This is a genomic window from Elioraea thermophila (ex Habib et al. 2022), assembly GCF_003336755.1.
Taxonomy (GTDB): Bacteria; Pseudomonadota; Alphaproteobacteria; order Acetobacterales; family Acetobacteraceae; genus Elioraea; species Elioraea thermophila.
Map to the genome: position 1 here is coordinate 241,265 of NZ_QMDI01000005.1, position 21,979 is coordinate 263,243.

The window sequence follows — 21,979 nt, forward strand, 5'->3', positions numbered from 1 at the left end:
CCAAGCGCCGGGAGGACGGGGTCGTCAGGCGAGATCGATCGCGCAGGCCTTGAGGTCCTCGAGCCGGCAGACGGCGAGCGCGGCCTCGTGGCTTGCGGCGAGCACCACGCGCGGCGCGCAGCCGGCCTCGAACGCCTCCTGCCAGCGCGCGGCGCAGAGGCACCAGCGGTCGCCCGGCTTCAGCCCCGGGAAGCCCCACTCGGGGCGGGGCGTCACCAGGTCGTTGCCGCGGCTGCGGGAGAAGGCGAGAAACTCGGCGGTCATCACCGCGCACACCGTGTGCAGCCCGACATCCCGCGAATCCGTGTTGCAGCACCCGTCGCGAAACCAACCCGTGAGCGGGTCGTAGGAACAGGGGGCGAGCGGCCCGCCGAGCACGTTCCTCGCTCCCTTCTCGCCGCCGTCGCGTGGCATCGGCCTCTCCTTGTCTCCGCGGGAGGTGGGGCGAAGGGCGGCAGCCGCCAAGCCCCGGGGCTCACGGCTCCGTGCAGAGCAGGCGCGCGCGCGCCCTGCTAGCGCTAGGCGGCCGAAACGCTCTGGGAGAGGAACGATGTCGCTCGACCGCCGCGACCTGCTGGTCGCCTCCACCGCCGCCCTCGCCGCCCCGACCCTGGTTGCCGCCGCGGCGGCACCGGCCGCGGCCGCCGTCCCGTTCTCCGGCCGCCAGGCGCCCGGGTTCTACCGGTTCCGCCTCGGCGAATTCGAGGTCACCATCATCAACGACGGCTACAATCGCCGCCACAATCCCGGCGAGGGCTTCGTGCGCAACGCCGACCGCTCGGCGGTCGAGGCCGCCCTCGCCCGCGCCTTCCTGCCCACCGGGCATCTCGACATCACCTACAACATCCCGGTCGTGAACACCGGCCGCGAGGTGATCCTGTTCGATGCCGGCACGGGCGGGCTGCTCGCCGCGACCGCCGGCACGATGTGGGACAACCTCGCCGCCGCCGGCATCGCACCCGAGGCGGTGACCAAGATCGTGTTCACCCACTTCCACGGCGACCACGTTTCGGGGCTCGTCACGCGCGAAGGCACGGCGCGTTTTGCGAACGCCGAACTCATCGTGCCGCAGGCGGAGTGGGCCTTCTGGATGGGCGATCGCGCGCCGCAGCAGCCGGCGGCGATGGCGAAGAGCCGCTTCGCGCCGTATCCCCCGGAGCGGATCCGCCGTGTGGCTTCCGACGCCGAGGTCCTTCCCGGCGTGCGCGGCGTGCCGACGCCCGGCCACACCCCGGGCCACACCTCCTGGCTCGTCACCTCCGCCGACGCATCCCTGCTCGTGCTCGGCGACGTCACCAACCACCCGGCGATCAACGTGCGCAACCCGGGCTGGCACATCGTGTTCGACATGGACCCCGTCGCCGCCGAGGCGACGCGGCGTCGGCTGTTCGACCGCCTGGCCGCCGACCGCACGCTGATCGCCGGCTACCACTGGCCGTTCCCCGGCCTCGGTCACGTCCGCAAGGAGGGCGAGGGCTACGAGATGGTGCCGCGCGAGTGGTCGTCCGCCGTCTGAACCGGCGCGACCCGCACGGAGGTGGTGCGGGCGGTGGGAGTCGAACCCACAGCTCCCCGGAGGGACGCGGATTTTAAGTCCGCCGCGTCTGCCAGTTCCGCCACGCCCGCGTGTGGCGGGATCGGATAGCACCGGCCGCGCTCGTGCGCACGAGCCCCGCTTGACCCTGCTCGCGGCGCGGCTGACGGTCACCGCGGCACGAGAGAGAGGGGCAAGGCATGCGGGTCGGGATCGCCGGGGCGCGCGGCCGGATGGGTCGGCTGTTGGTGCGGGCCGTCGTCGAGCACCCTGAGGCCGTGTTGGCCGCGGGCAGCGTGCGGGCGGGAAGTGCCGCCGTGGGGGCGGATCTCGGCACGCTCGCCGGGCTCGGGCCGATCGGGCTTGCCGCCACCGACGACCCCGCCGCGCTCTTCGCCGCCGCCGAGGTGGTGATCGACTTCACTCAGCCCGAGGCGTTGGGGCGCCACCTCGACGAGGCGATCGCCCAGCGCAAGCGGCTGGTGATCGGTACCACCGGGCTCACCCCCGACCAGGAGCGGGCGATCGCCGAGGCGGCCCGCACCGTGCCGATCGTGTTCGCCGCCAACTTTTCCATGGGGGTGACGCTGCTCGCCGCGCTCGTGCGCCGGGCGGCGGCCACGCTCGGGCCCGAGTTCGACATCGAGATCCTGGAGATGCACCACCGACAGAAGATCGACGCTCCCTCGGGCACCGCGCTTGCCCTCGGCCGTGCGGCGGCGGCGGGGCGCGGCATCGTGCTCGAGGAGAACATGGAGGCCGCCCGGCACGGCCACACCGGGCGGCGGCGCGACGGCGCGATCGGCTTCGCGGTGCTGCGCGGCGGCCAGGTGGTGGGGGAACACACGGTGCTGTTCGCCGGCGCCTCGGAACACCTCGTGCTCGGCCATCGCAGCTTCGACCGCCGCGTCTACGCCGACGGCGCGGTGCGCGCGGCCCTGTGGCTCGCCGGCAAACCGCCCGGGCTCTACGGCATGGAGGACGTGCTCGGCTTGGCATGAGCGCGGACTTCGCCGCGCGCTTCCCGATCCTCTTCCACGCCGCCCCCGCCGCGGCGTTGCCCTCGATCCGCCGCCACGGTCTCCTCTCCGCCGAGGCGCTGTGCCGCCTGTTCGACCTCCCCGAGGCCGAGCGGAACCTCCTGCTGCGGCGGAACCGACGGACCTGGGTCGAGCTTCGCCACGCCGAGTTCGGGCGGGCCTGGCTTCGCCGCCAGCTCATGCCGGATCGCGCCCTCGCGGCGCGCCTGGTCCCTGGCCTCACGCCGGAGGCGTGGCGCGGCTTCATCAACCGGCATGTGTTCCTTTGGCGCGCCCGCCGCGACGCGGATCGCCTCGCCGCCGCCGACCCCGACATGCCCCAGGTCGTGCTCCGCCTCGCCACCGCCGTGCTGATCGGCGAGGGGCTTTCGCTCGCCGCCGCGCCGGTGAACGGCGGCGCGATCGACCGCCGGCCGGCCGGCCGCGGTCCGCACCGCGGCCCCGACCTCTACGTGCCGATCGCCCTGCTTCCGCCACGCGCCCCCATGCGCGAAGTCGTCGTGCCCGACACCATTCCGCCGGCAATCCTCGCCCGCGCCCTTCTCCCTTGACCCCGCACGGCTTTGCTGCGATTGGCCCCCGCCGCCGGCCGCGGCAATCCCCCAAGCGAGGACCACCCGACAAATGCGTGCGAAGGGCGAGTATTTATTCACCTCCGAATCGGTCTCCGAAGGCCACCCAGACAAGGTGGCCGACCGCATCTCGGACGCCGTGGTCGACGCCTACCTCACCGCCGACCCCTATGCGCGCGTCGCCTGCGAAACCCTCGTCACCACCAACCGCATCGTCATCGCGGGCGAGGTGCGCGGGCCGGAGGCGATCACCCACGAATACCTGATGCACCTCGCGCGCGTCGCGGTGCACGACATCGGCTACGACCAGGCTGGCTTCTCCTGGCGAAAGGCGCAGATTTCCTGCCATCTGCACGCCCAGTCGGCCGACATCGCGCAAGGCGTGGACGCCGCCGGCAACAAGGACGAGGGGGCGGGTGATCAGGGCATCATGTTCGGCTACGCCTGCACCGAGACCGAGGTGCTGATGCCGGCGCCGATCTACTACGCGCACCTGATCCTGCGCCGGATCAGCGAACTCCGCCGCAACAAGGATCCCCTCGTCGCCGGGCTCCTGCCCGACGCGAAGAGCCAGGTGACCTTGCTCTACGTCGACGGCAAACCGGTGAAGGCGACCTCGATCGTCGTCTCCACCCAACACGAGGAGGGGCTGGAGCAGGCGGAGATCAAGCGCATGCTGTGGCCGATCGTGGAATCCTCGCTGCCCAAGGGCTGGATGTGCCCTGAGGCCGAGTTCTACGTGAACCCCACCGGCAAGTTCGTCATCGGCGGGCCCGACGGCGACACGGGGCTGACGGGTCGCAAGATCATCGTCGACACCTATGGCGGGGCCTGCCCGCACGGCGGCGGCGCCTTCTCCGGCAAGGACCCGACCAAGGTCGACCGCTCGGCCGCCTACATGGCGCGTTACCTGGCGAAGAACGTGGTCGCGGCGGGGCTCGCCGAGCGCTGCACCATCCAGCTCGCCTACGCGATCGGCGTGTCCAAGCCGCTCTCGCTCTATGTCGACCTGCACGGCACCGGGCGCGACGTGAACGAGGAGAAGCTCTCCGAGGTGTTCCTGAAGAACGTCGACCTTTCGCCGCGTGGCATCCGCGAGCACCTGCAGCTCAATCGGCCGATCTACGTGCCGACGTCGGCCTACGGCCATTTCGGTCGCACACCGGACGAGGAGAAGGGCACCTTCACCTGGGAGAAGACCGACCTCGTGCCGATGCTGAAACAGGCCTTCGGCCGCTGAGGGTGCCCGCGACCGAGGCCTCGCCCCGCTCGCGGAAGCTCGACCGCCCGCCGGTCGAGCGTCTTTACGGGCGGCGTCGCGGCCACGCCCTGCGCCCCCGCCAGGCGCGGCTGCTCGCCCACACCTTGCCGCGCGTGCGGCTGTCCGAAACCGCCGCGCAATCGCCCTTCGCCGCCTTCCCCTGCCCCGTGCGCGAGCTCTGGCTGGAGGTCGGGTTCGGCTCGGGCGAGCACACGGCCGAACTCGTCGCGCGTCACCCGGAGGTGGGGATCATCGCCGCGGAGGTGTTCGAGAACGGGATCGTCTCGTTCCTGGCGCGTTATGTGCCGGAAGGCGAGGAGGAGACGGCTGCCCTACCGCCCAATCTCGTCCTCTGGCCCGACGATGCGCGCGCGCTGTTGCGCCTCTTGCCCGAGGCCTCGATAAGCCGCCTGTTCCTGCTGTTCCCCGACCCCTGGCCGAAGGCGCGCCATGCGCGGCGGCGCTTCGTTCACCCCGCACTCATTCCTCTGATCGCGCGCGTCATGGCGCCGCGCGGGGAATGGCGCATCGCTTCCGACGACCCGACCTACCAGGCCTGGGTGGAGGAGACGCTCGCGGGGCAGGATCGGTTCGACATCGTTTCGGTCTCCGCCATCCGGCCCGAGGGATGGCCCGGCACGCGCTACGAGGCGAAGGCGCTGCGCGAGGGGCGAACCCCGCGCTACTGGACGCTGCGTCGGCGCTGAGCCGTTTCCCGCTCGACACGGCTCTCGGGCTCGGGCAGGCTCGCGCGATGGAGGGGGAGCGAGCCGCCGGTCCGGCGTCGGCAAACGGTGCGGCCGAGGCGCATGACCGGCTCGATTCCTTGCTCGAGGCCGAGGTCGCGCCGCAGTTCGGTGCCCTTGCGCGAACGCAAACGCGGTTTCGCCTGCTGGCCGCCGCCGCCCTCGCCGCCCCCGTGTTGCTCGCGGTCCTCACGTGGCTCGCCTGGGACAGCGACGATTTCGAGACCTTCCTCGTCGCCACGGTGATCGCCGCCATGCTCGGGCCCGGGGCGGCGGTTCACCTGTCGCGATCGTTCCGCGGCCGGCTGCGCGACGCGCTCATGCCGCCCGTGTGCCGGGCGATCGGCGGCATCCGCCATCAGGTCGGAGAGGGCGCGTCGATCGATCGCCTGCCCCGCCTCGCCATGGTGGCACCGTTCAACGGGCGCGAGATCGACGACGTGTTCCAGGGCGAGCACGCCGGCATCGCCTTCACCATGGCCGAGATCGCGTTGCGCCGAATCGTCGTCCGCCAGCGCGGCCACAAGACCGAACGCAGGACGCGCAGCGTGTTCAAGGGCCTGCTGTTCGCGATCGCCACCCCGCAGCCCATCGCGGTGCCGATCCTGCTGCGCGGGCCTGACTGGTTTCTCCTCACGCCGTGGCGCAACAACAATCCTCGCAACGCCGGCCTCGTCCGGGTCACGGTGCCGGATCGGGCCTTCGCCCGCCGCTTCGGCCTGTGGACGACGGACGGGGAGGCGGCGCTCGCCGTCGTCACCCCCGATTTTGCCGCGCTGATGGTGTCGCTGTCGCGCGCGGCGGGCTGGCGCGGCATCGACGCCGGGTTCGACCGCGATCGGTTCCTGCTCCTGCTGCCTCGTGTGCGCGGCCAATTCGAGGCGGGCGGGCTGCTGCCAAGCCTGAACCGCCTGCCGCGCGACGCGCACCGATTGCTGGATCAGGTGCTGGTCGTGCACCGTCTGATCGACAGCCTGCGCGGCGCGCCCGCCTGAACCCGCCCGCCGCACCGCCCCGGCCGCTCAGGCGACGTTGTGCAGCCCGCCGTCGACATAGATCGTGTCGCCCGTCATCCCCGAGGCGGCGGGGCTGACCAGGAAGGCGACGACGCGGCCGACCTCGGCGATGTCGACCAGCCGCCCGGCCGGCGCGCGCGCCCGCGCCATCTCGATCAGCTCGTCGAACTGCGCGATGCCCGAGGCCGCGCGCGTCTTCAGGGGCCCCGGTGAGACGGCAAAGACGCGGATGCCTTTCGGGCCCAGCTCCGCCGCCGCATAGCGCACGGCGGCTTCCAGCGCCGCCTTCACCGGGCCCATGACGTTGTAGTTGTTCACCACCTTGTCGGCCCCGTAGTAGCTCATCGTCACCAGCGCCCCGCCCTGGCTCATCAGCGGCTCAGCCAAGTGGGCCATACGCAGGAAGCTCCAGCAGGAGACGTGCATCGCCTGCAGGAAGCCCGGAAGCGAGCAGTCGATCACCCGCCCGTGGAGGTCCTCCTTCGGACAGTAGGCGATGGAGTGGATGACGAAGTCGAGCCGGCCCCAGGCGTCGCGGATGCGCTCGAACACCGCCTCGAGCTGGCCTTCGACCTGCACGTCGAGCGGCATCATCAGGTCGGCCTCGAGCGCCTCGGCGAGGGGGCGGACGAACCGCTCGGCCTTCTCGTTCAGCCAAGTGACGGCGAGGTCGGCACCGAAGGCCCGCAGCTTCGCGGCACAGCCGTAGGCGATGGAGTGCTCGTTGGCGATGCCGACGACGAGGCCGCGCTTGCCCTTCAGCATCTCGCCCAGGCGGATGTTCGGGTCCCAGACCTTGGGCAGGGGGTCGATCGCGGTCGTCATCCGCACACCTCCACGGTGATGTCGGGGTCGACTGTGCCGGCCCGGTGCGGGCGGCGTCCATCGCAACGCCGCGACAGTGTGGGCCGCGAGACCGTCACTCGAGATTGGCGAAGAGCGGGGTCGCCAGGTAGCGCTCGGCATAGGAGGGGCAGATCGCGACCACGCGCCTGCCGGCGAGCCCCGGGTCGCGCGCCACCTTGAGTGCGGCCGCCACCGCCGCGCCGGAGGAGATTCCGACCGCGATGCCTTCCGTGCGCGCCACCCGGCGGGCGGTGGCGATCGCCTCCGCCTCGGCGATGCGGATCACGCCGTCGAGGCGTTCGAGGTCGAGCACGCGCGGTCGGAACCCCGCGCCGATGCCCTGGATGCCGTGCCGGCCCGGCGCGTCACCCGACAGCACCGCGCTTTCGTCCGGTTCGACGGCGAAGACGCGCAAGGTGGGCCGGCGCGGCTTCAGCGCGTGCGCGATGCCCGTGACGGTGCCGCCGGTGCCCACCCCGCCGACGATCGCATCCACCTCGCCGCCCGTGTCGGCCCAGATCTCCTCGGCGGTGGTGCGCGCGTGGATCTCCGGGTTGGCCGGGTTGTCGAACTGGCGGGGCATGAAGCTGTTCGGGGTTTCGGCGAGGATGCGCTCAGCCTCGGCGATGGCGCCGCGCATGCCCTGTTCGGCGGGGGTGAGCACGACCTCGGCGCCGAGGAGGCGGAGCATGCGCCGGCGGCTTTCCGATGCCCCCTCCGGCATGGTGACGACGAGCCGGTAGCCGCGCGCCGCGGCGACGATGGCGAGCGCGATGCCGGTGTTGCCCGAGGTCGGCTCGATCAGCGTCGCGCCGGGAGAGAGGCGGCCTTCGGCCTCCGCCGCCCGCACCATGGCGAGGCCGATGCGGTCCTTCACCGAAGCGCCCGGATTGAAGAACTCGAGCTTGAGGCAGAGTTCGGCGGCGAGCCCCTCCTCGGCGGCGAGGCGGGCGGCGCGCACGAGCGGGGTGGCACCGATGGTGTCGAGGATGCTGTCGCGGATGCGCGGCGAGGCCTGGGTCATGAGGCTGGAATATCACGCTCTCAATGCGTAGTTTAGGGGCATGGCCGATCCTTCGACGTCCGACTTGCCGCAAGCCAGCCTGCCCGAGCTCTCCCTTTCCGCCGACGGCCGCGTGGCGCTCGCCCTCGCCGTCGTGGTGGATGTGGCGCTGAACGGGGTGGCGGGGCCGGTCGGGGCGGCGGCGATCGCCGATCGGCTCGGGCAGAGCCCGCGCGGTATCGAGCCCCTGCTACAGACCCTGTCGCGCGCGGGCATCCTCGCCTCGGCCCGCGGCCGCGGCGGCGGTTATCGCCTCGCACGGGCGAGGCGCGAGATCACCGCGGGCGAGGTGGCGCGCGCGGTGCAGACGGAGGCTGCCGCTGGGGCGCCCGCGCTGATCGCGGCGGTGGTCACGCCCGCTCTTGCCGAGGCGGCGGAGGCGGCCCTCGGCCGGCTCGACGGCATCACGGTGGAGGCGCTGTGCCGGCGTGCCGTGGCGGCCGGGCTGGCACCCGAGCCGCCGGCGGCGCTGACCTGGACGATCTGACGGGCGGCGGAGCGGCGAGCAAAACTACGTCGGAAAATCGTATTGATTTTTGAAGGGCCGCGTGTTGAAGTTCTCCCGTGATCAACGCGGAGGCCCTCGCCGTGACCGCCCTTCAACCCGCCCTCCCCGCCGCCGCACCGCACCCCACCCCTGCCACCGCGAGCCGAGCTTGGCCACGCGCCGCCCTCGGCACCGCCGGCGTGCTCCTGCTCGCCCTCGGTGCCACTTGGCTCAACGCCCTGCACGGCTGGCGCATCGCCGCGCTGTGGCTGGTGGGGGCAGGGCTCGGTTTCGCGCTGCATCGCGCGGCCTTCACCTTCGCGGGCGGCTTTCGCGCCCTCCTCGTCGAGCGGCGGACGCGCGCGATGCGGGCCCAGCTGCTGCTGCTCGGCCTCGGTGCGGTGCTGTTCCTGCCCACCTTCGCGCTCGCCCCCGGCTGGGGTCTTCAGGTAGGGGGCATCATCGCACCGGCCGGCGTCGCCACCGTGGTCGGCGCGTTCCTGTTCGGCATCGGCATGCACTGGGCGGGGGCGTGCGTGTCGGGCACGCTGTTCTGCGCCGGGGCGGGCAGCCCTCCGGCTTGGCTCACCATCCCCTTCGCCGTGGTCGGTGCGACTCTCGCCGCCGCCACCGGCGCCTACTGGTCGGGCTTGCCGGCGCTGCCCACCGTCAGCCTGCAGGGGTTGTTCGGCACCATGCCCGCGCTCGGCCTGATCCTCGGAGCGCTTGCGACGGCCTGGGGCGTCCTGGTCCTGCTCGAACGCCGCCGCACCGGCGCGGTGGAGCCGCTGTTCGCCGTGCGCGAGGGCCTTGCGCCGCTCGCCTGGGGCGCTGCGGCCCTCGCCCTGCTCAATCTCGCCACCCTGCTGCTCGCCGGCCGGCCGTGGGGCATCGTCGCCGCCTTCCCGCTCTGGGGCAGCCGGCTGATCGGCGATCTCGGCCTCGATGATCCGCTGTTCTGGGCATGGTGGGCGGAGCAGGGGCGGGGGGCCCGTCTGCTCGCGCCGCTGACGGCGGACCGGTTCGGGGTGATGGCGGTGGCCGTGGTGATCGGCGCGGGGCTGTCGGCCGCGCTGACGGGGCGAATGCTGCTGGGCCGCCGGCTCACCCTGCGCGCCGCGGCCGGGGCGGCCTTCGGCGGCACGCTGCTCGGCTTCGGCGCCATCCTCGCCGGGGGCTGCAACATCTCGGCCTACGTGTCGGGCATCGCCTCGGGCAGCCTGCACGGCTGGGCGTGGATCGCGGCCGCCCTCGCCGGCTACGCCAGCGCTCTCGGCCTAGCCCGACGCCTCGGCTGAGGGGTCGGCGGAGAGGTCGGCGAGCGCCTCCTCCTCCGCCGCAAGGTGGAGGCTGAGCAAGGCCTCCAGCGCGTGCAGGGTGCGGCGGAGTTCGGGCGCCGCCGCCTCCCACGCATCTTGCCGCTCGGCGAGGTCGAGCAGGGCCGAGAGGCGTCGGGTGAGCGCTTCGATCTCGCCGTGCATGCGGATCAGGCTGCCCAGAGGGTCACGCCCGCCCAAGCGGCGCGCCGCCTCCGGATAGAGACGAGCCTCTTCCGCCGCCTGGTGCGGCAGCACCGCCTCGCGCAGTTCGCGTTCGGCCGAAGCGACGAGGGGGCGCGAACCCGGCCCGTCTCCCACCGCCTCCGCCGCCTCGCGCAGCCGGCCGGCGAGGCGACGGAAGGCGGCGTGCTCGGCCACCCGTTCGGCAAGCCCCGCGCCATCGGAGAGCGGTTCCGTCACCCCCTCCTCGCGTCCCGGCCGCAGGGCGGTGAGCGCGTAGAGGATGGCGGCGACGTCGATCCCTTCCTGCACCAGAGCCCCGGCCAGCGGGGGAAGGAAGCCGAAGGCGGCCACCGCCATCGCAACCGCCGACAGCCCCATGCCGAGCGCGATCGCCTCCAGCGCGATGCGGCGGGACCGGCGCGCGATCGCCACCGCCTCGGCCACCCGGTCCACCCGATCCACCAGCAGCACCACATCCGCCGCCTCGGCCGCCGCCGCCGTGCCGTGCGCGCCGAGCGCGATGCCGAGATCCGCCGCCGCCAAAGCGGGGGCGTCGTTCACCCCGTCGCCGACCATGGCGACCGGCCCCACCGCCCGCTCGGCCCGCAGCGCCGCAATCTTGCCCTCGGGCGAAAGTCCGGCATGGACGGCATCGAGCCTGAGCACGAGCCCGATCGGCTCCGCCGCCTCGGCGCGGTCCCCAGTCACCAGGGCAAGGCGCGCGATGCCGAGCTCCCGCAGCCGTCGCACCGTGCGCCGCGCCTCGGGGCGAAGACGGTCGGCCAGCACGAAGGCGGCGACCGCGCGGCCCTCCACCGCCAGCCAGGCGATGCTGCCGGCGACGACGAGGGCGGCGGCCAACGCGACGCGGCCCTCGACCCGCACCCCGTGCGCGGCGAGGAACCCCTCGGAGCCGAGGAGGCACGGCTTGCCTTCGACCCGCCCGGCGATGCCGCCGCCGGCGCTCTCCGCCACGCCTTCGGGCACGGCGAGTGCCACTCCCTCCTCGCGCGCGGCGGCGAGCAGGGCGGCGGAGACCGGGTGGGTCGAGGCTTGCGCCAGCGAGGCGGCGAGCCGCAGCGCCTCCTCGCGCGCGAGCGGGGGTTCGGTCTCGATCGCGGCGAGCCGCGGCCGGCCGGGGGTCAAGGTGCCGGTCTTGTCGAACAGCACGACCCGGATCCCCGCCAGTCGCTCGATCACCCCCGCCCCCTTGACCACGATTCCGCGCGACGCCGCCCGCCCGACGCCGGACACCAGGGCGACGGGGGCGGCGAGGATCAGCGGACAGGGGGTGGCGACGACGAGCACCGCAAGCGCCCGCCCCGGGTCGCCGGCGAGAAGCCAGGCCGCCCCCGCCACCACGGCGGTGACGACGAGGAACAGCACCGCGAAGCGATCGGCCAGCCGGGTGAGCGGGGCGCGGGCGGAGGCGGCCGCCTCGGCGAGCCGCACCACCGCGGCGTAGGTCGAGGCCTCGGCGGTCGCCTCGGCCCGCAGGCGGAAGGGGGGCCCGGCGTTCACCGTGCCGGAGGGAACGCGTTCGCCCGCCCGAACGCTGCGCGGCAGGGGCTCGCCGGTCAGCGCGCTCTCGTCCACCGAGCAGGGCTCGAGCGCGGTGCCGTCCGCCGCCACGGTTTCGCCTGTGCGCACCAGCAGCACGTCGCCCGGGCGGATGGCGGAGGCGGCGATCTCCTCCACCGCCTCGCCCGCCAGCCGCGCCGCCCGTCGCGGCGTACGCTCGGCGAGGGCGGTGAGCGACCGACGCGCCTTGCCCTGCGCCCAGTCCTCCAACGCTTCGCCGCCCGCCACCATCAGCGCGATCACCGCCGCCGCGGCCGCTTCGTCGAGCACGAGGGCGAACACGATGGCGGCGAGCGCGATCGCATCGACGCCGACCCGCCCGCCGAGAACGGCGCGCAGGCTCTGCGCGGCGACATGCAGCGCGACGGGGGCGGCGGCGGCCGACCAGAGGAGCCGCGCGAGGCCAGGCACCTCGGCGACCGCCGCCGCCGTGCCGGCGGCCAGCCCCGCCAGCACCCAGCCCAGCAGCACGCTCCGCCCGTGATCCTCCGCCCAGGCGGTGAGCCGCGCGGCGAGCCCCGCGCCCGCGGCACGCTCCGTTCCCATGCGCGGCACCATGGCCGGCCGCGCCCCGGCCCGCCTTGACCCGGCGCAAGCGCTGTGGCCGCCTGCCGCGGCCAACGGGGAGAACGGGATGGACGGCGGGATCACCACGATGACCGGCGCCGAGGCGCTGGTGCGCACCCTGGTCGCCTGCGGGATGGAGGCCTGTTTCGCCAACCCGGGCACCTCGGAGATGCACTTCGTCTCCGCCCTGGATCGGGTCGGGGGCTTGCGCTGCGTGCTCGGGCTCGCCGAGGGCGTGGTCAGCGGGGCGGCGGATGGCTATGCGCGCATGGCGGGCAAACCGGCGGCGATCTTGCTGCACTGCGGGCCGGGGCTGGCCAATGCGCTGTCCAACCTGCACAACGCCCGCCGCGCACGCTCGCCCGTCGTCGCCATCGTCGGCGACCACGCGACCCACCATCGGGCGTGGGACGCGCCGCTGACGGCCGACGTGGAGGGCACAGCCAGGCCGTACTCCGACTGGGTGCGCACCGCGCAGTCGGCGCGCACGGTGGCGGCGGACGGGGCGGCGGCGGTGCAGGCCGCGCGCACCCCGCCCGGGCAGATCGCCACCCTCATCCTGCCCGCCGACACGGCGTGGACCGAGGCCCCAGGCCCGGCGGAACCGCTGCCCATCCCGTCGGCGCTCCCGCCCGCGCCGGCGCAGGTGGAGACCGCCGCCCGCATCCTTCGCCGCGGCGGGGCGGAGGTGCTGCTGCTGCTCGGCGGTGCGGCGCTGTCGGAAGCCGGGCAACGCGATGCCTTCCGCATCGCCGCCGCCACCGGGGCGGGCGTGCTCGCCCAGATGTCGAACGCGCGCATCCCGCGCGGGCGCGGGCGCTTCCCGATCGAGCGCGTGCCCTATCCGGTCGATCTCGCGCTCGAGCGGCTGTCCCGCTTCCGTGCCTCGATCCTGGTCGGCGCGAAGCACCCCGTGGCCTTCTTCGCCTATCCGGGCAAACCGTCCTCGCTGTTGCCGGAAGGCTGCGCGGTGCATGTGCTCGCCCGGCCCGACCAGGACGCCGTGGCGGCCCTCGCCGCGCTCGCCGACGAGGTGGCGACGGGGGTCCCTCCGCCAGCCGCCAACGACGGCAGGCCCGCCGACCCGCCGCGCGGCGCGGTCACCTCCGAGGGGATCGCCGCCGTACTGGCCGCCCTTCTGCCGGAAGGCGCGATCGTGGTCGACGAGGGGGTGACGACGGGGCGCGGCTTCTTCCCCGCCACCCACGCGGCCGCCCCGCACGATTGGCTGCAGCTGACGGGAGGGTCGATCGGCGAAGGGATCCCGCTCGCCCTCGGCGCCGCCATCGCCTGTCCGGGGCGGCGTGTGGTCGGGCTGCAGGCGGACGGCTCTGCCCTCTACACCGTGCAGGGGCTGTGGAGCCTCGCTCGCGAGCGCGCCGATGCGACCATCATCATCTTCGCCAATCGCCGCTACGCGATCCTGCGCCACGAACTGGCGAACGTGGGGGCGAACCCGGGCCGCACAGCGCTCGACCTGCTCGACCTCGGAAACCCCGACCTCGACTGGGTGCGGATCGCCCAGGGCTTCGGCGTGGAGGCAGCCGCGGCGGCCGATCTCGCCACGCTCGCCGACCTGTTGCGCGCGTCCTTCGCGCGGCGCGGGCCCTTCCTGATCGAGCTCGCCGTGCCCTGAGCCCTGCGCGCGGTTGTCCCGCGTCACGTCCCTGCGCGCGAAACGGGAAATCCTTTGTCGGGCGGACGAAAATACGGGAAGATTAACGAGTGTGGTGTACGAGCCGCCCGCCATGACGAACCGAGAGACGCCTTCCCGTGCGACGGGGCATGCCGCTGCGGGCCGAGACCTTCTCCTGTTGGAGGACAATCCGGCGCTCGCCCGGGTGGTGGCGAGCGTGGCACAGGCCGAAGGTTGGCAGGTGCATGCCTGCGTCGACGCCGAGCAGGCGGTCGAGACGCTCGGCCAACTGCGGCCGATGGCGGCGATCGTCGACTGCATGCTGGCGGAAGGTTCGGGTTTGGACGTGCTCGGGCGTCTCGCCTCGGCGGGGCGGGAAATCCCGGTTCTCATCGTCTCCGGCTATGGAGACACGTTGCTTCGGCTCGCCGAACAGACCGCGGAACGGTGCGGTCTGACGCGCGTCGCGACCCAGTCGAAGCCGTTCTCGGCGGCGGCGCTGCGCGGCTTCCTGCAGCAGGCGGCCTCGGAGACCGGCGGGTCGTGAGCGGGTCGTGAACGGATGACCCTGCGCCCGGCGCGTCGCCTCGCCGTCCTGCTTCCTTGGGCGGCGGCGGCGCTCGGTGGTGCCATCGTCGCCGCCGTCGCCGTGGCCCTACTGCTGGAGCTGCGCGCCGCCCTGCACCGGACACAGGCCGAAGTCTCCGCCCTGGCGGAAAGCGCGGCGGAAGCGGTGTCCCGACGCCTGGAGGCCCTCGAGTACGGGCTCTCCGCCATCGCCGGGGCGGTCAGGCCGGAGCGGCTCGACGATCCGGAGCATCGCGAGCACCTCCATCGCCTGGCACGGCGGACGCTCGCGGTCAGCGACGGTGCCCTCGTCTTCTCGGTGTTCGATGCCGTCGGCACCCTGGTCGCCACCTCGCGCGTGCCGCCGGAGCGGATGGAACACGTCTCTTTCGCCGACAGCCCGGCCTTCCTGACGGTTGTGCGCGACTGGCGTCCGTCGCTCAGCGTCAGCGAGCGCTATACCGGGCGGCTGGGGCTGGCGGCCGGCCGGCCCGTGATCGCCGTCGGTCTGCCGGTCCTCGATCCGAACGGCGCCATCGGCGCCGTCGTCTCCGCGATCTTGCCGGCGGAGGGCCCGGGCTCCCTCCTGCCGGAGTTCACCGTTCCCGAGGGGGTGTCGGTGCTGCTGGTCCTGACGGACGGCACGCCCATCGGTCGCCTGCCAGTGTGGACGGAGAGGTCGTCTCCCGTCGCGAGGATCGATGCCGCACCCGACGACCTCGTCGCCGCCCGCGCTGTCCGCGGCGGCACCTCGGCCGTCGTCGTCCTCCGCTCGCACGGCGGCGTCCTGCGGGATTGGGCACGGTTGGCGGTGCCGGTCGGAGCGGCTGCCCTCTTCTTCGCCGTCGCCCTTGTCGTCCTCGCGCAGCGCCTTGCGCGAACCCTGGCCAAGCTCGATCGCGCGGCGGGAGAGCTCGCGGCACGGGAAGCCGAGATGCGGCGCGTGGCCGACAGTCTCGGCATCGGCCTTTGGGTCAGGCGAAGCCCGCAGTCACGCACGGAATATTTCGGCGACTTCGTCGAACGCCTGACCGGCAAGCCGCGCACGCTCCTCGAATCGCGACCGAACATCTGGCGCCACGAGGTCGTGGTGCCGGAGGATCGGGACGAGCTGAAACGCTCGTACCGCTCGGCCGACCTTACGCGCGGCTGGCAGATGACCTACCGCATCTTCGGCGCCGACGGCACGGTGCGCTGGGTCGAGGACAAGGCGATCCAGCTCCCCGGCCCCGACGGCAGGCCGGGGCCCGTCTATGGTGCGGTGACGGACATCACCGAAATCCGCGAAGCGCGTGAAACGATCGCCCGCCAGTCGCGGCAGCTCGAGGACGCGAAACGGCTCGCCGGCCTCTGCTTCTGGCGCCTGAAGCCCGGCGGCGACCGCTACGAGTGGGACGAGCAGTCCTATCGGCAGTTCGGCGTCGACCCCGCGACCTTCGTCCCCACCACGGCGGCGACGTGGTCGCTGGTCGAGGACGCCGACCGCCCCCGTCTGCTCGCCACCTTGGCCCGGGTGGCGGAGACGGGGGAAACCGAGAGCGTGGTGTTCCGCTTCCGCAGGGTCTCGGACGGAGCGCTCCGCGTCCGCTGGTCGCTGATCTCCGCCGAACGCGACGAGACGGGGCGCGTGGTCTATCTCAACGGCGTCAGCCAGGACATCACCGACCGCGAGGCACTGCACGAGGCGCTGATCCGGCGCGACCTGCAGATCGCGGAGGCCGGGCGCTTGGCGGGCCTCGGCTTCTGGCGCCGCCCCCTCGACGGCTCAGGCCGGCTCGAGTGGTCGCCCGAGATGTTTCGCCACGTCGGCGAGACGCCGGAGACCTTCACCCCGACCCTCGACGCGCTTCGCGACCGTGTGGTTCCGGCTGACCGGCAGGCTCTGGAACGGCTGCCTGAACGGGTGCTCGAAACGGGGGCTCCCGGCCAGATCACATACCGGGTCGTCGACCGCCAGGGGCGGGTGCGCCACCTCTGGGTCTCGATGGCGGTCGAGCGCGACGGCGACGGACAACCGATCGCGCTCTACGGGGTTGCGCTCGACATCTCGGACGAGATCGAGGCGGAACGGCGCCTCGCGCGGCAGGAGAAGCAGATCGCCGAGGTCGGCCGAGTGGCCGGTATCGGCTTCTACTCGCGGGCGCTCGACGGCTCGCGTTTCGAGACCACGGCCGTGTTCCGCCGCCAGCACGGCTTCCCGGAGGACTACGCACCGAGCTTCGCGGAGGCGCGCAGCCGCGTCCATCCCGACGACCTGTCCGCGCTGCAGGCGCTCACCGCCCGGCTCGAGGCCGGCGAGGAGACGGCCTCGCTCACCTTCCGCCTCGTCCTGCCCGGGGGCAACGTGCGCCGCATCCGGCTGCACGCGAGCCTGGAGCGCGACGAGACCGGCGCCGCCGTCGCGATCAACGGGTTGACGCAGGACGTCACCGAAGAGGTCGAGGCGCGCGAGCGGCTCGAGCGGCAGCAGGGCTTCCTGGAAGCGGCGCGCAAGGCCGGCCGCATCGGCTTCTACCGCCGCAACCTCGACACCGACCTCTACGAGTGGACGCCGGACATCTATGAGGACTACGGGGTCGACCCCACGACGTTCGTACCGACACGTGACAAGGTTTTTGCATTCATCCACCCCGACGACCGCGCCGAGGCGGAGGCCGCGCGACAGCGGCTGATGGCCATCGGGGAAAGCGGAACGTTGCGATTCAGGATCATCCGACCGGACGGAACCGTGCGCTGGCGCGAGGCCGTCGCCAAGCTGCAACGCGACGAGACCGGCCGGCCGGTCGCAGTGGTCGGCGTGACCCGCGACATCACCGAGGAGGTCGAGGCGAGGGCCCAGCTCGTCGAACAGGCGGAGCGGCTGCGCAAAGTGGAGCGTGTCGCCAAGGTCGGCTTCTACCGCCGCGCCCTCGACGGCTCGATCATGGTCGCCTCCGAGGAGAAGCTGCGCCAGTTCGGCTTCCCGCCCGACGCCGGCCCGCTCGACATCGCGGCCTTCCGTGCCCGCTTCCACCCCGACGACCTTCCGATCATGGAGGAGGCCGGCCGCAGGATCGTCGAGGAGGGGGTGACCGAGACCGCCACGGTGCGCGTCGTCCGCCCTGACGGCACCACCCGGTGGATCCGTATCGTCGCCGGTCTGGAACGCGACGCCGCGGGCCGCCCGCTCGCTGTCACCGGGCTCTCGCAGGACGTCACCGAAGAGGTCGAAGCGGAAGAGAGGCTCCGGCGCCAGGAACGGCTGCTCGCCGACGCCGGCCGGGTGGCGCGACTGGGCTTCTGGCGCCGCCGCCTCGACGAGGAGACCATGGAATGGTCGGACGAGGTGTATCGCCATTGGGGCTTCGTTCCCCGCAGCGTCACGCCCACGCTCGGCCTGATCCGTTCCCGCCTGGTCGCCGAAGATCTCTCGCGTTGGGAGGAAACACGGGCGAAGCTCGCCGCCAGCGGCGAGACGCAGATGGTCGAGTGCCGCGTGCGTCACGACGACGGCACGATCCGTTGGCTGCGCATCACCGCCGGTCTCGAGCGCGACCGCGAGGGACGACCGACGGTCTACGGCACGACGCAGGACGTGACGGAGGCCGTGACGGCGAACGAGCGGATCGCGCGCGCGCAGCTGCAACTGGCCGAGGCGGCGCGTCTCGCCGGCTTGGGCTTCTGGCGACTGCCCGTCGGTTCCGATCGCTTCGAGGTCACCGACATCATCCCGGAACAACTGGGTCGCGATCCGACCTCCTTCACCGGCTCGATCGAGACCTACCGGCGGGAGATCTGGCTGGAGGAGGACGCCGAGCTCCTGCTCGCCACCCTCGAGAAGGTGCGGCAGTCCGGCGAGCCGGCCTTCGTCACCTACCGGGTCCGCCGCCCCGACGGGGCGATCCGCGTGCGCAGCTCGACCGTCGCCCTCGAACGCGCCGCCGACGGCACCCCGCTCGCGCTTGTCGGCGTCAGCCAGGACGTCACGGAACGGATCGAGCAGCAGCAGCGCCTTGAACGTTCGCAGCGCCTCTCCGCCCTCGGCGAACTGACGGGCGGCATCGCGCATGACGTCAACAACCTCCTCTCCGTCATCGGTCTCAATCTGGAACTCGTGCGCGAACAGCTGCGCGAGGGCGAGGCGCAGGAACTCGCGACCGCCGCCCTCGCCGCGGTGGAGAAGGGCGCCAAACTGACCCGCGGCCTGCTCGCTTTCGCCCAACGTCAGCCGTTGCGTCCGACCGCCGTCCCGCTCGCGCCGCTGCTCGGTGGGCTGGAGACGCTGTTGCGTCGCGCCCTGGGCGGCAGGGTGGAACTGCGGATCTCCCTCGCTCCCGCCACCCCGCCTGCTCTCGCCGATGCCGCCCAGCTCGAGAGCGCGCTGGTCAATCTCGTCCTCAACGCACGCGATGCCATGCCGAACGGCGGCACGGTCAGCATTTCCGCCGCCGTCGCCACCGAGGCGGAACTCGCTGCCCTCGGCGTCGCCGCGCCGGCGGTGAGGATCGCCGTCGCCGACGATGGCGTCGGCATGACGGCCGAGGTGCTGGCCCGGGCCTTCGAGCCGTTCTTCACCACCAAGGGTTCGGGCAAGGGCACGGGGCTCGGGCTCGCCATGGTCTATGGCTTCGCCCGCCAATCAGGCGGGGAGGTGCGCATCGACAGTGCGCCCGGCAAGGGAACCACGGTCACGCTGTGGCTGCCCGCCGCGGCGTCGCCGCCGGAACGGCAAGACCGCGGGCAGGCCGACCTCGCCGCCCTCGCTGGCGCCACGGTGCTGATCGTCGAGGACGAACCGCCGCTGCGCGCCGCGATCGAACGCCTGTGCGCCGAGGCCGGACTGCGTACCCATGCCGTGGGCGACGGCGACGCCGCGCTCGCGTTGCTGCGCTACGGCGTGACGGTCGATCTCGTGCTGACGGATGTGCGCATGCCCGGCCGGCTCGACGGCCATGCACTCGCCGCCGAGATCCGCGCCCTCCGGCCGAACCTCCCGATCCTGCTCATGACGGGTTACGACGACACGGGACTCGCCGACACCGTCGTGCCCATCCTGCGCAAACCCTTCTCGCGCGACGACCTGCTCGACGCGCTCGCCCGCCTCCTTCGCGAGGCGCGGACACCTGCCTTCTGACCCCGTGCCTCTCGGGGGAAATCGCTCCTTGACCTTGCTCAATGCACCGGGCGTGACGTCGGGTCGACACTGCGTCCCGCCATGGTCGACGACGCCACCCTCATCGCCCGGTGGGACGGCAGGCTGCCGCGCTACACGTCCTATCCGACGGCGGTGCAGTTCCACCCCGGCATCACCGAGGCGACCGTCCGCGGTTGGCTCGCCGCCCTGCCGGCCGACGAGCCCCTCTCCCTCTACCTCCATGTGCCGTTCTGCCGGCGCATGTGCTGGTATTGCGGCTGCACGACCGTGGTGGCGAACGGCTCCGCCCCCGTCGAAACCTACGTCGAGGATCTGATCACCGAGATCGCGCTCTGGCGGGAGGCGATCGGGCGGGCGCAGCGGGTGACCCGCATTCACTGGGGCGGCGGCACGCCGTCGATTGTCGGCCCCGTGGGATGGCGCAAGGTCAACGCCGCCCTGCGCTCCGCCTTCGCCGTCGATCCGGACGCCGAGATCGCGGTCGAACTCGACCCGCGCACCCTGACCAACGCGATGATCCGCGCGCTCGCCGAGACGGGAGTGACGCGAGCCTCGCTCGGCGTGCAGGACTTCGACCCCGTGGTGCAGAAGGCGGTGAACCGGGTGCAGCCGTTCGAGCTCGTCGCCGACTGCGTCGCGCGGCTGCGCGGGGCGCGCATCGAGCGAATCAATTTCGACCTGATGTACGGCCTGCCGCACCAGACCGAGCTCTCCGTCGCGCGCACCGCCCGCCAGGCGCTGTCGCTGAACCCCAATCGGGTGGCGATTTTCGGCTACGCACATGTACCGTGGATGCGCCGCCACCAGCGTCTGATCCACGAGGAGGACCTGCCCGACGCGCCGGAGCGCCTTGCGCAGTTCCGCGCCGCGCTGGCCGTATTTACCGCCGCCGGCTACGTCGCGATCGGGCTCGATCATGCCGCCCGGCCCGACGATCCGCTCGCTGTCGCGCTCGCCGAACGTCGCCTTAGGCGCAACTTCCAGGGCTACACGGACGATACCGCCCCCACGCTGATCGGCATCGGGGCGTCGGCGATCTCCTCCTTCGCCCAGGGCCACGCGCAGAACGCGGCGAGCGTGCCGCCGTGGCGAGAGGCGATCCGATCGGGGCGGCTCGCCATCGTGCGCGGCATCGAGCCCGATGCAGACGATCGGCTGCGCGCGCTGCTGATCGAGCGGCTGATGTGTTCGCTTGCGCTCGACATCGGGGCCGCCTGCCGCGAGCACGGCGTCGATCCGCGGCGGTTCGCCGACGTGTTGCCGCGCTTCGATGCCATGGCGGCAGACGGGCTCGTCGAGCGCGAAGGGTGGCGGGTCGCCGTCACCCCGCACGGGCGGCCCTTCCTGCGCGCCGTCGCCGCGGTGTTCGATCGCCATCTGGACCCCTCCGCCGGCCGACACGCCCGCGCGGTGTGAGGCGATCCACGTCGCGCGATTGCGCGCCGGTCTGCTGCCCGGCTAGGCGTGACGCATGCGTCGCGCCGTCCTTTTCGCCCTCGGCGGCCTCCTACTCGCCCTCGCCCTCGTTGCGGCCTGGGCCTGGCAGCCCGATCGCGACCGCGCCGTGCTCGAGGCGCGCCACGCCCGCGGGCCGGAGGATTTCGTCGCCGTCGCGGGCTTGCGTCTTCACCTGCGCGACGAAGGTCCGCGCGACGCACAAGCGGTGATCCTGCTGCACGGCTTCGGCGCGTCGCTGCACACCTGGGACGGCTGGGCCGGCCTGCTCGCGGATCGATTCCGCATCATCCGCTTCGACCTGCCGGGCTTCGGGCTCACCGGCCCCGATCCGACCGGCGACTACGGCGATGCGCGCGCACATGCGGTTCTCGTTGCGGTAATGGATCGTCTCGGCATCGGCCGCGCCTCGCTGATCGGCTCCTCGATGGGTGGGCGGATCGCCTGGTCCTTCGCCGCCGCCCATCCCGAACGGGTCGATCGTCTCGTGCTTGTCGCGCCGGACGGGTTCGAGAGCCCGGGCCGCACCTATGGCGTGCCGACTCGCGTGCCCCCGTTCGCGCGGCTGCTGCCGTACTTCATGCCGGAGGCGCAGGTGCGCTGGTCGCTGGCCGGTGCGTATGGCGACGCGTCGCGCATGACCGAGGAGGTGGTGCGACGCACGCACGAGATGCTGATCGCGCCGGGCGTGCGGCGAGCGATCCTCGATCGCATCGCGGGCCATGTGCTGCATCCGCCGGAGGAGCGGCTGCGGTCGATCACCGCACCCGTGCTCGTGCTGTGGGGGGAGAAGGACCGCGCGATTCCGGCCGCGCGGGCGGAGGACTATCGCGCCAATTTGCGCGACGTCCGGGTGGTGGTGTTTCCGGGCCTCGGCCATCTGCCGTTCGAGGAAGATCCCTCAGGCACGGTCGCGCTGGTGCGGTCGTTCCTCGACGGCAACTGAGGCGCGATCCCGTCCTTGTTCCTCGC

General features: G+C 72.8%; 17 protein-coding genes and 1 tRNA gene. 13 read left to right on the plus strand and 5 right to left on the minus strand.

Annotation, left to right across the window (positions count from 1 at the left end; genetic code table 11):
• Window positions 1–24 precede the first annotated feature (24 nt).
• Entirely contained in the window at window positions 25–414 is a 390-nt protein-coding gene (locus tag DWB05_RS09290) for a DUF2237 family protein (RefSeq protein ID WP_114376916.1), read from the minus strand.
• A gap of 136 nt (window positions 415–550) precedes the next feature.
• On the opposite strand from DWB05_RS09290, the gene DWB05_RS09295 reads away from it, so the two are divergent.
• A complete protein-coding gene (locus DWB05_RS09295) occupies window positions 551–1,516 on the plus strand; it encodes an MBL fold metallo-hydrolase (protein ID WP_114376917.1) in 966 nt (321 codons plus the stop codon).
• Between the two features lie 22 nt (window positions 1,517–1,538).
• On the opposite strand, the gene DWB05_RS09300 is transcribed toward DWB05_RS09295, so the two are convergent.
• Window positions 1,539–1,626 (minus strand) — tRNA-Leu (locus DWB05_RS09300).
• Between the two features lie 108 nt (window positions 1,627–1,734).
• On the opposite strand from DWB05_RS09300, the gene dapB reads away from it, so the two are divergent.
• The 5 genes from dapB to DWB05_RS09325 all read left to right on the plus strand — a co-directional run bounded on the left by dapB (window position 1,735) and on the right by DWB05_RS09325 (window position 6,148).
• Window positions 1,735–2,535, plus strand: coding sequence for a 4-hydroxy-tetrahydrodipicolinate reductase (gene dapB / locus DWB05_RS09305; protein WP_114376918.1), 801 nt, complete (start codon window positions 1,735–1,737; stop codon window positions 2,533–2,535).
• Window positions 2,532–3,125 carry a DUF7002 family protein gene (locus DWB05_RS09310; RefSeq protein ID WP_114376919.1) on the plus strand — a complete coding sequence of 198 codons (594 nt, stop codon included), beginning with the start codon at window positions 2,532–2,534 and terminating at the stop codon, window positions 3,123–3,125. Before dapB ends, DWB05_RS09310 begins: the two co-directional genes overlap by 4 nt.
• A gap of 73 nt (window positions 3,126–3,198) precedes the next feature.
• Window positions 3,199–4,386: a methionine adenosyltransferase gene (gene metK / locus DWB05_RS09315; RefSeq protein WP_114376920.1), complete on the plus strand. Its 1,188-nt coding sequence runs from the start codon at window positions 3,199–3,201 to the stop codon at window positions 4,384–4,386.
• Window positions 4,387–4,388: 2 nt separating this feature from the next.
• Window positions 4,389–5,114, plus strand: coding sequence for a tRNA (guanine(46)-N(7))-methyltransferase TrmB (gene trmB, locus DWB05_RS09320; RefSeq protein ID WP_114376921.1), 726 nt, complete (start codon window positions 4,389–4,391; stop codon window positions 5,112–5,114).
• A 47-nt stretch (window positions 5,115–5,161) separates the two neighbouring features.
• Window positions 5,162–6,148 (plus strand): DUF3137 domain-containing protein, encoded by a 987-nt coding sequence (locus DWB05_RS09325; RefSeq protein WP_114376922.1) that lies wholly within the window; start codon window positions 5,162–5,164, stop codon window positions 6,146–6,148.
• Between the two features lie 27 nt (window positions 6,149–6,175).
• On the opposite strand, the gene fabI is transcribed toward DWB05_RS09325, so the two are convergent.
• Together fabI and cysK are read right to left on the minus strand one after the other, a co-directional pair.
• Entirely contained in the window at window positions 6,176–6,994 is an 819-nt protein-coding gene (gene fabI, locus DWB05_RS09330) for an enoyl-ACP reductase FabI (RefSeq protein ID WP_456298229.1), read from the minus strand.
• Window positions 6,995–7,088: 94 nt separating this feature from the next.
• The gene (cysK, locus tag DWB05_RS09335; RefSeq protein ID WP_114376923.1) at window positions 7,089–8,039 is read right to left on the minus strand and encodes a cysteine synthase A; all 951 of its coding nucleotides are present in this window, start codon (window positions 8,037–8,039) and stop codon (window positions 7,089–7,091) included.
• Window positions 8,040–8,079: 40 nt separating this feature from the next.
• On the opposite strand from cysK, the gene DWB05_RS09340 reads away from it, so the two are divergent.
• Both DWB05_RS09340 and DWB05_RS09345 read left to right on the plus strand, forming a co-directional pair.
• The gene (locus tag DWB05_RS09340; protein ID WP_114376924.1) at window positions 8,080–8,565 is read left to right on the plus strand and encodes an RrF2 family transcriptional regulator; all 486 of its coding nucleotides are present in this window, start codon (window positions 8,080–8,082) and stop codon (window positions 8,563–8,565) included.
• 101 nt (window positions 8,566–8,666) lie between these two features.
• Window positions 8,667–9,863, plus strand: a complete 1,197-nt coding sequence (locus DWB05_RS09345) for a YeeE/YedE thiosulfate transporter family protein (protein WP_157967146.1) — start codon at window positions 8,667–8,669, stop codon at window positions 9,861–9,863.
• Here DWB05_RS09345 and DWB05_RS09350 read toward each other — a convergent pair.
• Window positions 9,843–12,194: a heavy metal translocating P-type ATPase gene (locus DWB05_RS09350; RefSeq protein ID WP_114376926.1), complete on the minus strand. Its 2,352-nt coding sequence runs from the start codon at window positions 12,192–12,194 to the stop codon at window positions 9,843–9,845. The two genes, DWB05_RS09345 and DWB05_RS09350, sit on opposite strands and share 21 nt — an antisense overlap.
• A gap of 88 nt (window positions 12,195–12,282) precedes the next feature.
• Between DWB05_RS09350 and DWB05_RS09355 the strand changes: the two genes are divergently transcribed.
• The 5 genes from DWB05_RS09355 (at window position 12,283) to DWB05_RS09375 (ending at window position 21,953) form a co-directional block, all read left to right on the plus strand.
• Window positions 12,283–13,851 (plus strand): acetolactate synthase large subunit, encoded by a 1,569-nt coding sequence (locus DWB05_RS09355; RefSeq protein WP_332871718.1) that lies wholly within the window; start codon window positions 12,283–12,285, stop codon window positions 13,849–13,851.
• 112 nt (window positions 13,852–13,963) lie between these two features.
• On the plus strand, window positions 13,964–14,398 hold the full coding sequence (locus DWB05_RS09360) for a response regulator transcription factor (RefSeq protein WP_114376927.1): 435 nt from the start codon (window positions 13,964–13,966) through the stop codon (window positions 14,396–14,398).
• Window positions 14,399–14,413: 15 nt separating this feature from the next.
• Complete coding sequence (locus tag DWB05_RS09365; RefSeq protein ID WP_114376928.1) at window positions 14,414–19,531, plus strand: PAS domain-containing protein; 5,118 nt, start codon at window positions 14,414–14,416, stop codon at window positions 19,529–19,531.
• Between the two features lie 81 nt (window positions 19,532–19,612).
• A complete protein-coding gene (hemN, locus tag DWB05_RS09370) occupies window positions 19,613–20,968 on the plus strand; it encodes an oxygen-independent coproporphyrinogen III oxidase (protein WP_114376929.1) in 1,356 nt (451 codons plus the stop codon).
• 55 nt (window positions 20,969–21,023) lie between these two features.
• The gene (locus DWB05_RS09375; protein ID WP_114376930.1) at window positions 21,024–21,953 is read left to right on the plus strand and encodes an alpha/beta fold hydrolase; all 930 of its coding nucleotides are present in this window, start codon (window positions 21,024–21,026) and stop codon (window positions 21,951–21,953) included.
• Window positions 21,954–21,979 lie beyond the last annotated feature (26 nt).

Coding starts and splice junctions, on each gene's coding strand:
- DWB05_RS09355 (WP_332871718.1), top strand. CDS start 12,283: ATGGACGGCGGGATCACCACGATGACCGGCGCCGAGGCGCTGGTGCGC.
- DWB05_RS09340 (WP_114376924.1), top strand. CDS start 8,080: ATGGCCGATCCTTCGACGTCCGACTTGCCGCAAGCCAGCCTGCCCGAG.
- DWB05_RS09365 (WP_114376928.1), top strand. CDS start 14,414: ATGACCCTGCGCCCGGCGCGTCGCCTCGCCGTCCTGCTTCCTTGGGCG.
- cysK (WP_114376923.1), bottom strand. CDS start 8,039: ATGACCCAGGCCTCGCCGCGCATCCGCGACAGCATCCTCGACACCATC.
- metK (WP_114376920.1), top strand. CDS start 3,199: ATGCGTGCGAAGGGCGAGTATTTATTCACCTCCGAATCGGTCTCCGAA.
- DWB05_RS09325 (WP_114376922.1), top strand. CDS start 5,162: ATGGAGGGGGAGCGAGCCGCCGGTCCGGCGTCGGCAAACGGTGCGGCC.
- dapB (WP_114376918.1), top strand. CDS start 1,735: ATGCGGGTCGGGATCGCCGGGGCGCGCGGCCGGATGGGTCGGCTGTTG.
- DWB05_RS09350 (WP_114376926.1), bottom strand. CDS start 12,194: ATGGGAACGGAGCGTGCCGCGGGCGCGGGGCTCGCCGCGCGGCTCACC.
- DWB05_RS09290 (WP_114376916.1), bottom strand. CDS start 414: ATGCCACGCGACGGCGGCGAGAAGGGAGCGAGGAACGTGCTCGGCGGG.
- DWB05_RS09375 (WP_114376930.1), top strand. CDS start 21,024: ATGCGTCGCGCCGTCCTTTTCGCCCTCGGCGGCCTCCTACTCGCCCTC.
- DWB05_RS09360 (WP_114376927.1), top strand. CDS start 13,964: ATGACGAACCGAGAGACGCCTTCCCGTGCGACGGGGCATGCCGCTGCG.
- hemN (WP_114376929.1), top strand. CDS start 19,613: ATGGTCGACGACGCCACCCTCATCGCCCGGTGGGACGGCAGGCTGCCG.
- DWB05_RS09310 (WP_114376919.1), top strand. CDS start 2,532: ATGAGCGCGGACTTCGCCGCGCGCTTCCCGATCCTCTTCCACGCCGCC.
- DWB05_RS09295 (WP_114376917.1), top strand. CDS start 551: ATGTCGCTCGACCGCCGCGACCTGCTGGTCGCCTCCACCGCCGCCCTC.
- fabI (WP_456298229.1), bottom strand. CDS start 6,994: ATGACGACCGCGATCGACCCCCTGCCCAAGGTCTGGGACCCGAACATC.